15 protein-coding genes and 1 tRNA gene are annotated in these 15,288 nt (G+C 53.6%); 4 read left to right on the forward strand and 12 right to left on the reverse strand.

What is annotated here, in order from left to right; genetic code table 11:
- Positions 1-14 precede the first annotated feature (14 nt).
- The 8 genes from GKC41_RS03440 to GKC41_RS03470 all read right to left on the reverse strand — a co-directional run bounded on the left by GKC41_RS03440 (position 15) and on the right by GKC41_RS03470 (position 7,451).
- Positions 15-1,280: an ammonium transporter gene (locus GKC41_RS03440; protein WP_154312926.1), complete on the reverse strand. Its 1,266-nt coding sequence runs from the start codon at positions 1,278-1,280 to the stop codon at positions 15-17.
- Positions 1,281-1,470: 190 nt separating this feature from the next.
- Positions 1,471-2,688, reverse strand: a complete 1,218-nt coding sequence (ftsY, locus tag GKC41_RS03445) for a signal recognition particle-docking protein FtsY (RefSeq protein WP_154312927.1) — start codon at positions 2,686-2,688, stop codon at positions 1,471-1,473.
- Positions 2,689-2,737: 49 nt separating this feature from the next.
- On the reverse strand, positions 2,738-3,301 hold the full coding sequence (locus GKC41_RS03450; RefSeq protein WP_154312928.1) for a hypothetical protein: 564 nt from the start codon (positions 3,299-3,301) through the stop codon (positions 2,738-2,740).
- Between the two features lie 248 nt (positions 3,302-3,549).
- Complete coding sequence (locus GKC41_RS08785) at positions 3,550-3,912, reverse strand: ABC transporter permease (RefSeq protein ID WP_229281574.1); 363 nt, start codon at positions 3,910-3,912, stop codon at positions 3,550-3,552.
- Positions 3,909-4,280 (reverse strand): ABC transporter permease, encoded by a 372-nt coding sequence (locus tag GKC41_RS08790; RefSeq protein ID WP_229281575.1) that lies wholly within the window; start codon positions 4,278-4,280, stop codon positions 3,909-3,911. Before GKC41_RS08790 ends, GKC41_RS08785 begins: the two co-directional genes overlap by 4 nt.
- Positions 4,277-5,185: an ABC transporter ATP-binding protein gene (locus tag GKC41_RS03460; RefSeq protein WP_154312929.1), complete on the reverse strand. Its 909-nt coding sequence runs from the start codon at positions 5,183-5,185 to the stop codon at positions 4,277-4,279. The genes GKC41_RS08790 and GKC41_RS03460 overlap by 4 nt, the downstream gene beginning before the upstream one ends.
- A gap of 1,061 nt (positions 5,186-6,246) precedes the next feature.
- Complete coding sequence (locus tag GKC41_RS03465) at positions 6,247-6,810, reverse strand: GNAT family N-acetyltransferase (RefSeq protein WP_154312930.1); 564 nt, start codon at positions 6,808-6,810, stop codon at positions 6,247-6,249.
- Positions 6,811-7,109: 299 nt separating this feature from the next.
- On the reverse strand, positions 7,110-7,451 hold the full coding sequence (locus GKC41_RS03470) for a response regulator transcription factor (RefSeq protein ID WP_229281576.1): 342 nt from the start codon (positions 7,449-7,451) through the stop codon (positions 7,110-7,112).
- 515 nt (positions 7,452-7,966) lie between these two features.
- Between GKC41_RS03470 and GKC41_RS03475 the strand changes: the two genes are divergently transcribed.
- Positions 7,967-8,290, forward strand: a complete 324-nt coding sequence (locus GKC41_RS03475; RefSeq protein WP_154312931.1) for a hypothetical protein — start codon at positions 7,967-7,969, stop codon at positions 8,288-8,290.
- A 369-nt stretch (positions 8,291-8,659) separates the two neighbouring features.
- Here GKC41_RS03475 and GKC41_RS03480 read toward each other — a convergent pair whose 3' ends face one another.
- The 3 genes from GKC41_RS03480 to GKC41_RS03490 all read right to left on the reverse strand — a co-directional run bounded on the left by GKC41_RS03480 (position 8,660) and on the right by GKC41_RS03490 (position 11,252).
- Positions 8,660-10,093, reverse strand: coding sequence for an alpha-L-fucosidase (locus GKC41_RS03480; protein WP_154312932.1), 1,434 nt, complete (start codon positions 10,091-10,093; stop codon positions 8,660-8,662).
- 372 nt (positions 10,094-10,465) lie between these two features.
- Positions 10,466-10,891, reverse strand: coding sequence for a hypothetical protein (locus tag GKC41_RS03485; RefSeq protein ID WP_154312933.1), 426 nt, complete (start codon positions 10,889-10,891; stop codon positions 10,466-10,468).
- 112 nt (positions 10,892-11,003) lie between these two features.
- Positions 11,004-11,252, reverse strand: a complete 249-nt coding sequence (locus tag GKC41_RS03490; RefSeq protein ID WP_154312934.1) for a hypothetical protein — start codon at positions 11,250-11,252, stop codon at positions 11,004-11,006.
- Positions 11,253-11,549: 297 nt separating this feature from the next.
- Between GKC41_RS03490 and GKC41_RS03495 the strand changes: the two genes are divergently transcribed.
- The 3 genes from GKC41_RS03495 (at position 11,550) to GKC41_RS03505 (ending at position 14,232) form a co-directional block, all read left to right on the forward strand.
- Positions 11,550-11,625: transfer RNA gene (locus tag GKC41_RS03495), tRNA-Lys, on the forward strand.
- A 1,057-nt stretch (positions 11,626-12,682) separates the two neighbouring features.
- Positions 12,683-13,240 (forward strand): DUF6932 family protein, encoded by a 558-nt coding sequence (locus tag GKC41_RS03500; protein ID WP_154312935.1) that lies wholly within the window; start codon positions 12,683-12,685, stop codon positions 13,238-13,240.
- A complete protein-coding gene (locus GKC41_RS03505; RefSeq protein WP_154312936.1) occupies positions 13,240-14,232 on the forward strand; it encodes a hypothetical protein in 993 nt (330 codons plus the stop codon). Before GKC41_RS03500 ends, GKC41_RS03505 begins: the two co-directional genes overlap by 1 nt.
- A 759-nt stretch (positions 14,233-14,991) precedes the next feature.
- Here GKC41_RS03505 and GKC41_RS03510 read toward each other — a convergent pair.
- Positions 14,992-15,282 (reverse strand): type II toxin-antitoxin system RelB/DinJ family antitoxin, encoded by a 291-nt coding sequence (locus GKC41_RS03510; RefSeq protein WP_154312937.1) that lies wholly within the window; start codon positions 15,280-15,282, stop codon positions 14,992-14,994.
- Positions 15,283-15,288: the final 6 nt, after the last annotated feature.

The following is a 15,288-nucleotide window of genomic DNA, read 5'->3' on the forward strand; positions in this document are numbered from 1 at the left end:
GCCTTCCTTTCTGATCAGTTCAGAATGGACCCGAAGTCATAGGCGCTCTCACCCTGATCGCTCTGATCGACGCCGATGACCTCCTGATCCTTGCTGACCCGCCAACCAATGGTCTTCTCCAGCGCAAAGGCGATCACACCGGTTACTGCAGCTGCGTAGATGATCGCAATCAACGCCACCAGGAACTGAACCAGCAGCTGCCGGAAATTGCCGCCGGCCAGGAAGCCCGTACCCGTACCGAAGAAGCCTATCAACAGTGTGCCCAATAAACCACCCACGCCGTGGATGCCCACCACATCAAGGGAGTCGTCGTAGGCGAAACGGAACTTGAGCCCGCAGGCCAGGCAGCAGACGAAACCAGCCAAGAGGCCGATGACCATGGCCCAGAGCGGGGAAACCACGTCGGCTGCCGGAGTGATGGCCACCAGGCCGGCGACCATGCCGGATGCAGCACCCATGGCGGTGTAATGCCCGGTGCGGACCCGTTCAGTAAAGAGCCAACCCAGGGTGGCGCCGCTGGCGGCTATGGTTGTGGAAACCCAGGCATATCCAGCCGTGCCGTTGGCGGCGAAGGCGGAACCGGCATTGAAACCGAACCAGCCGAACCAGAGCAGGAAGGCGCCCAGCATGACCATGGGCACATTGTGGGGACGTATGGACTCCTTGGGGAAGCCGATGCGCCTGCCGATGATGAGCACAATGACCAGGGCTGCCACTGCCGCGTTGATGTGGATGACCGTACCGCCTGCGAAATCGTGCGCCTGGGCCCCGATGGCGTTGGAGATGGGTCCATCGGCAGCCAGCAGTCCGTGATTCCAGACCATGTGGGCCATGGGTGCATAATCCAAGGTGACCCAGAGGGCCACGAAGATCATCCAGGTGCTGATCTTGACTCGCTCTGCCAGGGCTCCCGAGATCAGGGCCACGCAAATCATGGCGAAGGCGGCCTGGAAGGCGATATCCACCGTATGCGGATAGGCAGCGTTTGCGGAATCAAGCGAGGTGAAGACCCCATTCTTGGCTGTGACCGTGTCCTTGAGCAGGAAGCCGGTGATGGGGTCGCCGAAGACACCGCCGATGTCCTTGCCTGCAAAGGAAATCGACCATCCCCAGAGGGTCCAAATGATCCCGGTCACGGCAATGGCCAGTGTGGACATCATCATCATGTTGAGCACGGCCTTGGCTCGGACCATACCCCCATAGAAGAAAGCCACCGCTGGAGTCATCAGGAAAACCATGGATGCCGCTACCAGCATCCAGGCAGCATTTCCAGAATCCATGCCTACACCTCTCTTTTCCCCATCCGGGCGGGCAGTTCCCAATAACGAGGACTTCCCTCCGGACAGCCTACGTCAGATTCTCTTCCACTTCCCGATTCATCAAACAGGAAGAGGATGACGGTCAGGTCACCGCCGCATTACCTGTGGGTGACTATTGGATGACCACCTTATGACCAACCGGCCGGCCGGACTACTCGTCTCCCAGGATGCCGTCGACAAAGGACTCGGGATCGAAAACGGCCAGATCGTCGGGCCCCTCGCCCAGCCCGACCAGCTTGACGGGCACGCCCAGCTCCCGCTGGACAGATATGACAATGCCGCCCTTGGCCGAGCCGTCCAGCTTGGTCAGGACAATGCCTGTGACCCCGATGGCCTGGGCGAAGACCTTGGCCTGGATCATCCCGTTCTGCCCGGTAGTGGCATCCAGGACCAGCAGAACCTCGTCCACGGGCAGGTTCTTCTCGATCACCCGCCGGATCTTGCCCAGCTGATCCATGAGGTTGGCCTTGTTCTGGAGGCGCCCGGCGGTGTCCACAATGAGAACATCTGCCTGATCATTTTTGGCCCGTTCGGCCGCTTCAAAGGCCACCGAGGCCGGGTCGGCACCGTCACGGTCGCTGCGGACCACAGGCACGCCCACCTTGCCGCCCCAGGTTTCCAGCTGGTCAGCGGCGGCGGCACGGAAGGTGTCGGCGGCCCCCATGACCACCGACTTGCCATCGGCCACGAAGAGCCGGGCCAGCTTGCCCGCCGTGGTGGTCTTGCCCGTGCCGTTGACACCCACCATGATGATGACCGACGGCCTGTTGGCCTGAGGTCGGGTAGCCGCCAGAGTTCGGTCCATATTGGGGTCGACCAGATCGATCAGGCGCTGACGAAGGCCACGACGCACTGCTGCGGGGTCCTTCTGCCCTGTGATCCGAGCATCGTCGCGCAGCTGCTTCACCAGCTGTTCGCTGGCCTCGGCGCCCACATCCGCCATGAGCAGTGTGTCTTCCACATCCTCCCAGTCGGATTCGCTCAGATGATCCTTGGTCAGAATGGCAAAAAGAGCCTTGCCGAAGGGGTTGGGGCTCTTGGCCAGCCTGGCCTTGAGTCTGGTCATACGGGATGCAGAGGCCTCCGGATGAGCCAGCTCCTCCTGCGCCGACGATGCCGCTTGCTCAACCGAGGACGGCTGACTGGACTCCTTTGAATCGACTGAGCCGGAACCCGTAGAAGCGTCCAGATTGGGGGAAGCACCCGATGCATGCGAATCCGCTGGGGAGGCATCAGACTCTTGCACCCTGTCGGAGCGAGTGGAATCCCCCTGGGACCGGCGTTTACGGACCGCCACCAGAATGCCGACCACGGCCAGCACCAGGACGATCAGCACCGCGATAAGAATAAGGAGCTGCTGTGTTGTCATAGGTACCAGCCTAAAGGCGAAAAGGGACACAGACGGTCACCACCAACGATCACTTTCCGCTTGGATAGCTCGTTCCCGCCTGCGAACCGCTCTTGACTGCAGGCATGACGTCGGAGGTGGTGGACTGAGGCTCCCGTCGCTGCGAACGCGAAGGCTCAGGGCTGGGTGATCGCAGGGTGGAGCTCCTGGGAGCTGGAGGCCCAGAGGCCGTAGAAGCCAACTGCGCGGCATTCTTCTGTTGTCTCGGGCTGACCGACGATGCGGAATCGCTGCTCGGTGGCGGGGGCAGATTTATTTCGTCCGTGGAATCGGAGGCCAGCATACCTCGAACTTCCACCACGGAGGAGGAATTGACATAGACCGGATAGGGATGTTCGGAATCTTCAGCGGTTGATGCATCCTCGCCCGATCCAGGGGCGAAAGACAGATGCCCCCCTGCTACACGCGGCAGCTGATTCTCTCGCTCCTGCTGACGGCGGGCGGCCCTGTGCACACGCTCATTCAGCGACTGAGAGAAAGCACGGTCCTGGGACTCGCCAAGCGCCAGACGCATGACGAATACGATGAATGCCGCCACCACCAGCACCCATATCAGGACAATCAGCCAGACCATACACGCCATTCTCTCAGAAGAACGCCACAGACGCGCTAAGACACGAGGAATCTATCGGTCTCTTTCACACTGATGGGTCAGCGGATGCTCAGTATCTTTCTTATACGCGAGGCGGCTGCAAGTGAGAAGTAACGCTTCTGCGGGAATCACGCTCTGCCAGGTCTGCAATTACCATTCAAGAAATCAAGACATTCAAAAATCGACAAGTCCCTTGCAATGGCGGTAACGGTACATAACCGCCACCAGTATTATTTCCAGCGAAAACCGTATATGGAAACAAGTCCTAAGGTAATGCAGCCCACAGCCAGGTATAGGATCCCGAGCCAGGCATGAGGCCAGGTCCCCGATCCGATCAGCATCATCGACAAGGCCTCCCTCATATGATATAGAGGCGTATACGGGGCAATGGTCTGCACCCAGGACGGTAGCATATTGAGCGGCATCATGGCTCCGCCGATGAAGCCAAGGGGCAGAATAATGATGTTCGCAAGGATGGATACCCCTGCGATGGAGTAAATTATCATGGCGATAATGACACCCAGGAAAAAGAACAAAAGATAGCCAAGAACGAGGGGAAGCAATCCCGACAAAAATGTCGGTTTCAGCCTCATTCCCATAATGATTCCCAAGAGACAAGCACTACAGCCTGCGCCAGGAGGACGACGATACCCACAACAGCCTGGGAGAGGATAATCACATTCCAGGATAGAGGAAAATTGCGAACCGTCTGAAGCATGCCATTCTCACGCCAGAGAGCAAGGTGCGAAGCACCTGCAAAAATACCCACATAGGCCGCGCCAAATGCAATGACATTGGCGCTGATTTGACTGGCAATATCAACTCCAGGAACGTAGCTCTTAAAAGACAGGACCAGCGCCAATAACAGAGCTATCGGAAAGAGAAAGGTAAAAACCAGGGTGGACCAGTCACGAATATCGTAGTGGAACATCAATTTGAATAGAGTTTTGAAGCTGCTCATTTGACGTTCTCCTTTTCGAGAAGGCGAAGGTAGACATCCTCCAGACGCCCATCCTTGACTTGCGCCTGGCTTGTATTGATCCCTGAATCAACCAATTTTGCGAAAGTAACTCCGGTATCCCGGGTGCGTACTGTTAGACCATCGGGCGTGACCTTTACATAGTCGTCCCCCACGAGATGGGCTACTTGATCAGCGTGATCCAAGGCATTTGGAAGAAGAATGGTCGATTCCATCTCTGCTTGCGCAATAAGCTTGCTGGGACTGGCCGTCACGAGAATATGCTTATCCGCCAAGATCGAAACCATGCTGCACAACCGCTCCGCCTCATCCAGATGGTGCGTCGTATAAAGAACCGTGGCGGCCAATTGCTGATTCGATTTGAGCAAGCTCACAAGATCATGGCGTGACTCCGGATCGAGGGCGGCAGTGGGCTCATCTAGAAAGAGCAGCCGAGGATGATGGACGATGGCCGTAGCGATAGCCAATCTCTGCTGTTCGCCGCCGGATAATGATTCAACCTTGTTGGATGCCACATGATCCAGTTTCAATGCATCAATAAGATCGTCCACACGCGACCGGGGCACCTGGTAGATATCCGCCACTGCGGTAAGGTGCTCAAAGAGCGTCGTTTTAGGGAAGAAGGACGACTTTTGAGGCTGGATGCCTATTCGGCGGAGCAGGGCCAAGTTGCGTGGATAGGGCGTCTTGCCCAGAACGGAGACCGTTCCCTCAGCCGGTTTTTGCAGTCCTTCCAAGACGGTGAACAGGGTTGTCTTCCCAGCGCCATTTGGCCCGATGACCCCATGGAAGGCCCCTTCTTCAACCTCCAATGAAAGATGAGAGAGAATCGTTTTGTTCTTTATTCGAACAGTAAGGTTCGATACGCTTACTTCGATATTGCCCATTCCAGAGCCTTTCAGCGTCAATACTGATGTGGTAAAGCGCGGGTTGTGTCGTCTATTGCTGCTTGTCTATTCATGACCATTTCAATTTGCTGAGTCTGCGCAGGTGGAGGAAAGAATCAGTCCAAATTCCGGCCCAGCATAGTATGGTGATTTTGGCTCCGATGGTCTTTTCCATGAGACCATCTGCTTCAACTACGATAGCTTATTAATCCATATTCTTTCCTCACCCATGAGCCCAGAATTTCAGGCATTTTCTAATAAAATACAAGCTGGATCAGACATAAAACCGCCACCGTCCCACAAATTATGGCATCCAAGAGCACGTACTGGCAAACACTGATTCCACTACTGGTTTACCTGCAGCTGGAACAGCATATTCCCATTTATCAAGCGGGCCACCAAGGGGCGGACGGGTACATCTACTTTGTTCCCAATCGGCACTTTGGTAAGAGAAGCCATACCAGTATCAGTAAAAGCGGATATTGAGAAAAGTGCGATGCTTGTTCCCCCGGCTCATGCTCACCAGTGGGGAGGTTGACCGCCGACAACAGTAGACCGCGCGAACGAACAGCGACGGCGATGATGCGAAACTCTGCAAGTTATCGACGGAACCCACTATTTCGCCCTTTTCGCGTATTGGCTATCTCGAATGATGCTGGCCTTCACCGTTTCGCCGCCAGTCTCTTACCATCATGAAGACAATCATCATTAGCCAAGCTACTGGGTATGTGCATGAACCCCAGAACTGTGAACCGGTGGCAAACGATATAACATGGGCGAGAATAAATGCCAGGGCAAAAAACCTGACAGCAATGACTTGCGGCTTATCGGATGGTTTCTGTGTCGAAGCTGTTTGTCTCATGGCGGTTCCTTTGCCGTCGTACATAATGCACGGAATGTGCATAAAAACAAAATATACACTAACCGGCATTCGCTCAAAATAAGCTTAAAATAAGTTCGCGTTCTGGATGCGCATATACGTCATAGCCGGAGAAAATCATTGCAGAGAGCCTAGCCAGGAAGCAATTACATGAAAGCTGCTTTTGCATCCAAGATTGCGTTTACCGATCTGTTCGTTTCGTAGACAAATCAATCCAATACCGTTCTACTGGCTGACCAGATCTGCTGGAGAGCACATTCTCCAGTTGCCCGCCACGCGAAAGGATGGTCCGGCGGCTGGCCAGATTCGACGGGGAACAAGTAATCAGGACCCTACTCATGCCCAGAGTGGCAGCTTGTCGAAGACATTCATCCAGCATCAGCCCGGCATAGCCCAGCCGGCGACAATCCGGACGAACTGAATAGCCGATGTTGCCGCCCACTCGCAGAAGCGCCTGCGTAAGCTGCAACCTCAGCTGAATCATCCCCACCAGTTTGCCGCTGGGGTCCATGGCGGCGAACTGCAGAGCTGGCACAAACCCCGGCGGCAGATCATCACCACGCGCCTGACGAGCCACCTCCGGCAGACCAAACCGACGAACCTCATCCAGGCTGTGGCAGCCCTCCAAGGGGCCGAGACCAGCCGCTTCATCCTGAGGCTGAGAACGGCAGGCCTGCAGATATTCCCAGATCATTTCGGCATCCACCGCCCCCGGCCGGTCCAACCTCACCAGATGGATTCTCATGGTCCACCTCCTCTGTCGAGTGCTTGACCACCACTTTGTGTTTCAGCTTACCTGAGCAGCATTCAACGGAACTGGGGTTTTCAAAGAGGACAAGCGCCACAGGGACATCGCACACATGGGTGAATAGTCGGAACTCAATACAGCAAGAATCACAATGTTCAACAAGGTTCTTCCAAACTTAAGTTCTGTTCTTCAGTTCCCAGCTTCAGCTTCATCAGGTCAACGAAAGCGTAGCTCTGGAATCTATTGTTCTTTCTGCTTTTCTCCTCGCGATGCCCGGAACAACTGATCAGGGATCGTCAGTCAGACATTCCGGCCTGAAACCATGTGATGACAATTTGCGTACGATCTCGCAGACCGGTCTTGTCGAGTATGCGACTTACGTAGCGCCGGACGGAAGTAGTTTCGAGAGTGAGGCGCTGGGCTATTTCCCGGTTGGAGAGCCCTTGAGCGATGAGCCCGGCTATCTCGTACTCCCTGGGGGTCAACTTATCCAGCTGCTGTCTGGCCTGTGGATCACTGACCTCATGCCGGGCATAGGCTCTGTCGCGGTTGATGAGCTCTGCTGTAATGCGGGGGGTGAGCACTGCGTCCCCATCGGCCACTGCGTGAATGGCTCGGTGCAGATCTCTGGTAGACATATCCTTAACTTGAGAGCCTAGACTCGTGCCCTGGCAACTGCTCTACCAACAATTCAGTTCATCGAACGTTACGAGAAGTTTTAAACAAAGTTTCAAGAAGTCTGTTGATCGCGTCTATGAAGCTTATCGGGGTGTGAGCATCATCGACGACTGGAAAGCCGGCGAATGGTTCTAGAGCCGCCATAGCAGATCTTATCGGATTCGGATATCCCACAGTCCGGCGAAACAGGAGTGAGTCTTGCCCCCAAAGCTACGCTTGCTATCCCCAAAATAGACGTTTGGTGTGGAACAAAAATAGGTAGCAAGCATAGTAAATGTGCGTACGAGTCCGTCCAATTACTCACTTATGCCGGACAACCGAACCCAATAATTGCGTAGACTTGGCAGATGAATACCTGTGCTCTTGTCGTCGCTGTGAATGTGTCAACCGCTAGACAACGTTGGATGTTCTAGGCAACATTCCGGTTCTTCGCATGATGAGATAGAGCTTTGAATAATATTGGAGGGAGTGCATTTTGTCAGGGAACAGTATCGAACGGAACGGCGTTGAAGACTTCTCTGTTACTTTGCAGTATGGAGTAACGGCCCGCTTTTCCAGACAGGAAAATACCAGTGACTACGAAGTCAAATACGAGAACGTTCCCGTATTCCTCAGGGATTACTTGCATGACGCAACCATAGGAAGAACGCAGCTTGCAGTTCCCAAGCACAAGATGGAACAATTCAATGCACGTCTGATCGAACTGATCAATGAGATTTTCGCTCCGGAAACCACAAGAGAAGATTTAATCGAATCCGCCATTCAGGATATTAACAATGCTGTGAAAGAAGCCGAATAGCGGATTCGATAACATACGACTAGCGTCTGCAGATTACGGAGATTTCTTTCGACCAGCCTCATGCAGCCGGATCTGCGTAGTGCAATAAATCAACATCTACCCATGCTTTATACTTGTACGTTTTACCGACGGGGCAGTTGTAGTGAGCGGTTGCTCTTTGAGCTTTCCCACCACCAGGTAACGTAACAATGTTGCCCTGAGACCCAACATCAGCCCGGCATAGCCCCGCCGACGACAATCCGGGCGAACCGAATAGCCGATGTTGCCGCCCGTGCGCAGAAGCCCCGGCAGATTGTTCAATACCCCGTCTATCCAGTCACAGCGGCCAGCCACACGATGGTGGCAGCCTGCCTTAGCCCCGTGTTTGTCTTACTCGGTCCTGGCACCACCCTCGCGGACCAGGCAGGTGTCCAAGGCCACGGGGCCACGTAACCTGGTCACACTGACCTCCAGGTGGCTAGTGGTCAGTGGACCGACCTGTGCGAAGTGCTGATACCCAACGGCCCCCACCTCTGCCACCTGGCGGAGTTCACCGTCAAGCTCGGCACTGATGACGACCTGTTCCACCCGCTGGCCGACCTCGATGTGCTCACGAAGGATGAGCCCATCCACCTGTCGGGGACGGTCGAAATCAATGGTAACGGTGGGATGCTCATCATCCGCAGCGGCCAGCCACCAGCCGGAGTCCACACCAGTGGACAGGAGGGCCTGTGGGTCACTCCCGCAGGCGTTGGAGGAGACGGACACCTTGGCACCCTCGGTGACGGCCCCCTGCCAGAATTCACGGATCCTGCGGCCCAGACCGGTCAGGGAATCCACATCGGGCTGGCTGATCTTCCCCTGGGCGTTCGACGGCACGTTGAGCACGAGATTGGCATTCCCGCCGACAGTGGTGGACCAGATGTCGAAAAGCTCGTCAGCCGTGCGCACCTTGTCGTCCTCGCTGGCATGGTGGAACCAGCCGGGCCGGATGGAGGTGTCGACCTCAGCCGGGTACCAGACCAGGGGGCCACCATACTGTTCAAGGATCTTGCGGCTGCCCAGATCCTCATCTTCAGAACGCACAACCCAATCGGGGTTGGCGGGGTGGTCCAGTTCCCCCTTGCCCATCTTCCACTCTGCATGACTGAGGGTTGCTGGAACCACGCTCCACTCGTTTTCGCGTGCCTTGCCGGCCTCGTTGCCACACCAACGGACATCAGGTCCGCAGATACTGATGACCGCTTCCGGCTGAAGGGCCCTAATCACGTTGAAATAGCGTTGCCAGTCATAGGCCTGGATCTTGCCGTTGGGTCCCTCACCATTGGCTCCGTCCATCCAAACACTGAAGACGGGTCCGTAGTGGGTAAGAAGCTCTATCAGCTGGTTGACATAGTAGTCGTCATAGGCCTTGCCCTGCCCGTAAGTGGCCTCGGTCCTGTCCCAGGGAGACAGGTAGACACCGAACTTGAGGCCGTGACGGTGGGCGGCCTGGGAGACCTCGCGGACCACATCGCCCTTCCCTCCTTTCCAGGGAGAGCTGGCCACGCTGTGATCGGTGTAGGCACTGGGCCAGAGGCAGAATCCGTCGTGATGCTTGCAGGTGAGGATCACCCCTGTCATGCCAGCGGCTTTAAAGGTCTCCATCCACTGGTCGCAGTCCAGGTCCGCCGGGTTGAAGAGGGCAGGATCCTCGTGGCCCAGGCCCCATTCGCGGTCGGTCATCGTGTTCATGCCAAAGTGCATGAAGGCATACATCTCCATGCGCTGCCAATCAAGCTGACGGCGGGATGGCTTGATATTGGCGAGATAATCCAGATTCATCGAAATCCTTCCTTGGAATTCGTCTTGTCGGTGGGTTTGCCTGGGTCTGCGGTCTTCTGGCGGGTCTTTGCACTTCTTTGTCCGAATCTGCTCATACACCAGCGGGCAGCCGAGACCTAATTAATTAACTTACCTCACAATTACCACGAAAGGAATTGACACGCATGAGACATGAATAAGGGCTGTCAGTTCGGCAGCCAGAGGGGAGGTGGAAAGTGCCATGCAGACAGACACCGACCACCCGGCTCGGGCAGGATGGTGGCCATGCCGCCGTCGGTTGAGGCGGCAGGGTCCGCCTTGCTCACCATGCAGAAGACGTCGGGGGCATACGCCCGAGCAGTCAGGGTCAATCGGTAGCCGCACTCCTCGGCCTCAATAGAGGCTTCGAGAGAGTCTTGCTGGAGGACCCGGCGACGACCCTGGCCGGATTGTAAATGACCCTAGCAAAACCTGGCCGGTCGGGGCTGAACACCAGAATCTACTGGGCGGGGCCACAGAAGGTGACCACGGCGGCCTCCAGAACCACCTGGGCCTGCTCCCCTGCCGATCAGTGACCCGGGTGATTTGAGTGGCCAGAACGGTTCCATCCAAGCGGCGGCGCTCCACCCCCCACTGACCCTCCCAGGCCCGACGGATATCGTTGACCATGACCAAGGCCAGCTGGTCGGTGATGACAGGCATGCCAGCCCAACTGTACTCAGCCCGGTAGGCCTCTGAGACCTCGGGCTGAATGGAGGCTAGACGAGGAGCGATGAAATCGCGCAAGGGCGAAGCAGAGGGGCTTGCGATGCCCGTCATAGTCCACCGCCGCCCAGGAGATCACCGGCCAGTCGTCATTGAGCTGCCAGACCAGGGTGCCGGCATTCACTGGCTCCAGCGAGCGCAGGTACTCCACCCCGAATCGGATAACCTATGCCTGCTGCATCTGACAGGCCCAGTGCCAGTCCACAATGCCCTCCCAGCGGTCACTGGGAATCAGCCAGGAATGCGGCCCATCCGAACGATGGCCGTTGACCACGCCGCCGTAGCTGATGTCATAGAAGTCACCCGGAGTCAGGTGGGAACGCATGCCCCGGGAGATCTTGATGTTGCCAGCGATGGCCTTCTGATGGACCAGTATTTGGGTGCCGGAGGGGTCCAAGGGGCTGTCATGGTCCAAGCCCCCTCAAGAGGAGTGAATGTGGATGGGTGATGTGTAAGCATGGTGCTTGTCTTTCTTGTCTCTTGTCTCGCGCTCCGTCGGCAGAGGCTTCACTCTTTCCCCGAAATCCCGTGATGTTCATTCAACGCGGTGTACTCCTGCACGACATTAGCAAAGGGACGGGCCGAACATCAGACAGCGACGAGTCTGGCAATCGGAAGAGTCGGCCGGCGGTACCCGGCCCTATGTGGCCATCCAGTGGACAGGCCGCCGCGATGTGCCGTCGGCCGAGTATGAGGTATACTGTGCCATGTTGCCCCTCTGGCTCAATGGTTAGAGCAGCGTCCTTTTAAGTCGTGGGTTGTGGGTTCGAGTCCCACGGGGGGCACCAATTACATTAAGCCTGGTGCTTTATGCGTAAACTGGACAAGCCATTGGAGGCACCCAGTGGAGGCACCAAGGTAAATTCACGAGTGCAGACTACGCTTCACTAATAGACTTTCTACTCGTCTCTAAAAATTTACCAGTTGGACCATTACTCGTTCACCGATAATCGCTATATCACCGTTCTGACTCTTCTTGGCCCATAAGTCTTTTATGATACGCGGGCTACGGTAGTAAATCGCCTCGCCAACATCACAGGTGGATTGCTCTTTGAATCAGCCGGAAGAGTCTTGAGACTAATCCAAAACGCGCCATCCTTACTGACAACACACTCTAGACACTCCTTAACAAGCAGAATGTATATCATCGGCCTATTCTTTTAACATCGCAACCCCATCCATATAGTTCTAAAACTGCAGTGAAATGTTTGGATGGACGGCATCTTAAAGCAAGGTGACATAGGTCAAATTGCCGAATTCTGCATTGCGCCCTACCTCGAGTCCAAGATCGGGTGTTAGCTAGCCTAAAATGACACGGTGTCGTAAGCAACGGCTACATTGATACCTCAAAAGACACAGCGCACGCCGTGTGGGAAGCAATGGCAGTCATATTCCCTATACTCGATAACGGACATGCCGCGCTATAGCTAAATAGAGAGTATGCTTTCCTCGCCGATAGAAACTATCTATCCATGGCCGTTACGAGCGGCGGTTTGCTCATATAGCCTCTATAAACATGACCCTCTGCAACATTTCCACTTCTGCAAGGAATACACCCGTCCATCCTGAATGGTAATTCGTATAGATAGATGCAGAATCTGAAGACGGTCTTGAACACGCCTCAGAGTTACACTCGGCTTTCCTAAAGATTTGTATGCTTCTCTTTTGCAATTAATCCAGACTTTATGACTGTAGAAGCTTCAAAACGGGAAACCCTTTTATAGCCAACAGGATACCGTTTAAGAACTTTGATGTTACGAATAGAGCTATACGACTCGCCGACAAGTAAAGACAATTTCTAATTCTTCAATAAGTCTATCAAGCATTAAGGAACCCGAGCTTTGAATGAAATTATCCCTCGGCGAGAGTACTATACATGATATGACACTTCCGTCACAATCAGAGTTGATTCAAAAAGGATTGTTACCCTATCGCGGCCCTGGAAAACCGTATGAATGCAACGATACCGAAGTTGAATCAACTTTTCTATTTAGCGACAGACGCTTTGTTTTATGGCAAGCTTTTAAATTATGGCGCAAAGAATGTCAATCAACTTTCGGCGACTGTAGATTTCTTGTTAACGGCAGTTTTGTGACATCTAAAAAGGAACCCCACGATATTGATGTAGCTTTTCTGGTCAACAAGACCAATTTTGAGAACAGTGATCCCCAGTCCATACTTCAATTGACTACTCAGCCCCGCATGCTTGACCGTAAATACCGTGTTCAACCTTTCGGCGGAATGCTTGACGCATTCGCTGTAGCATGCAAGGATGTCACCAATGCGACGTTTGATGATCCTGCTCTTAAATCGTGGGACGAGCTTTGGAGCGCAGTAAACAAGAGCAAGCACTATCTAAACACCGACGAGACCAATAAAGGTTATTTGGAGGTGAAGCAGTAATGAAATCAATAGCCTCAGCCAGAGAAGACGATCGCCAGCGGAACTTTACAAGCATGGTGAACAGCATTCTAACGATAGAAAATGATACGACGCGCATGTTGGCTTTGGACAACCTACATATGGCGGTACAAGGTCTATCTGAGGAGCAATTGTTAATTTCTTTAACGGACCCAGAGCAGGCAAAGGCCGTCATTCATATCAATGAACCAAAAACCGAGAATCATGCTGCAACAGCTGTTAATGTCGGCAAATTCCTGCAATTGATATCAAAAACGGTAAATGAAGTAGCAAAAACTCAGCTACGCGCACAACGGAGGTCTCCACAACTGCTTGTTACAGCCTTCACGCCGGGCTCGCTCGCTGTGACGATAGAGGCGCCTAGAGATATTACTGATAGCCGTGACATATTAGAAAATGTGCAAGACGCTGAAAGTGTCGAGAGCACTGCTTTAAAAAAAGTGTCTATGGTTCTTACAACGGCCTCGGACATAGATGGCGACGACAATAATTCAACACTGGACGCACAATTGTCAGCACTATCACCGAAGGCAAGGAAGACACTCAATTCACTGGTAAATACCGTGAAGAAATCAGATTGGACTTTAAGCGGCATTATCATCCAAAAGAATATGAAACCGATGCAGTTAAGCTTCACGCAGGATGGCGTTACACGAATAATAGAAGCAATGGAAGCGAATCCCGAAAAGCCAGAAGAGGAAGAGTTGCACGGATACTTAGATGGTTATAAACGCAGTGAAGGCATACTGTTCGTAAACCCAGCTGCTGGTGACACAAAAAGCTCATATAAAATAGCGGTTAGCGATATGAATCTCATCCAGCAAGTTGCGATTTATGCTACACATAGCGAACAAAGATATGTGATCAGAACAGATGTTTACAAGACACTCGACAAATTAGGCGATGTCAAACGAACTTCGCGACTACTAAAGAGCATAAAGCCCGAGAAGGTGTATACCCAAGGTACCCTTTAAAGACTCGTTTGCCGACTTTTCTCGTAACTGTATATCATTTTAAGATTAGTGGCGTTATAAGTTCATAGGCTCCCGTGATTTTGAGGCAGATAAAGAGTTTGCAATTACTAGGGCCGTCATGAACACATAATGCCGCTTTTGTCTCGACCTCTCGTTTTAACGATTTGTGATACCCTATAAAATATATTCAACAATAACTGTAGATTTGCTATATCACTCATCGGTTGTGCCTGTACCTTGTAATGAGGCAAAGAGCCTACTCCTTTCATGCCTTAACGGACTATAAGCGTGCGTAAGATATTATCCCCAGTTCACGCGGAGCAATATCTCAAGCCTCCCCTGGATATGTGGGTCGGGGAAATATGGCCTTACGATATACCGACTTTCATGGCTGTTTTGCCGGAAAAGAACACGCTAGTTAGACAGTCTTATAAATTCCAATAAGCAGCATTATTGACATTATTATCGAAGAGGGCTGTATCGTGTCTATCAGGCTCTGATTGGCAAGGAACTAGTCGGGGATAAAGTTGCAGGACTGCTTCCAGTAACAAGTCTCGGTGCTGCATGCAAAGGCTTCATACACAGCTGCATAACCTTGCAGAATATGCATCTAATGACACGCCTCCAATATATGAATCAACGCTTCGGAATTCTCTGCTATCAGATCAAGCACCTCCTCGACCGACTCCAATGGGACGTGCCTGCAAGCCACGCGCTTCAGATCTCTCGCGAAAGCACCAGTGGGAACCAGCGCCCGCCTCATTGGTCCACGCCAGCAGTTGCTAGCACGCCATCCACCAAATCCTTTCCTGTTTCGTACCCCTTAGTCTTTCCCCTCATGGCCAGACGGCGCGATTCCTCCAAGGCCTCCTCGGTTTCGGCAGGTAGATCCAAGCTGAAGTCCAAGGGGATCCGCTGCTCCCGAATGATCTGCTTGTAAAAGGCTCTGGTGACCGTAGTCATATCCAGACCAAGCTCCTTCACGATATAATCCACCTGTTGCTTGTCTGCATCGGATATACGCACCGTAACCTGAGACATCTTCTCCATCGGAAC

It is taken from the genome of Bifidobacterium asteroides (genome assembly GCF_009683175.1).
Lineage (GTDB): Bacteria > Actinomycetota > Actinomycetes > Actinomycetales > Bifidobacteriaceae > Bombiscardovia > Bombiscardovia asteroides_H.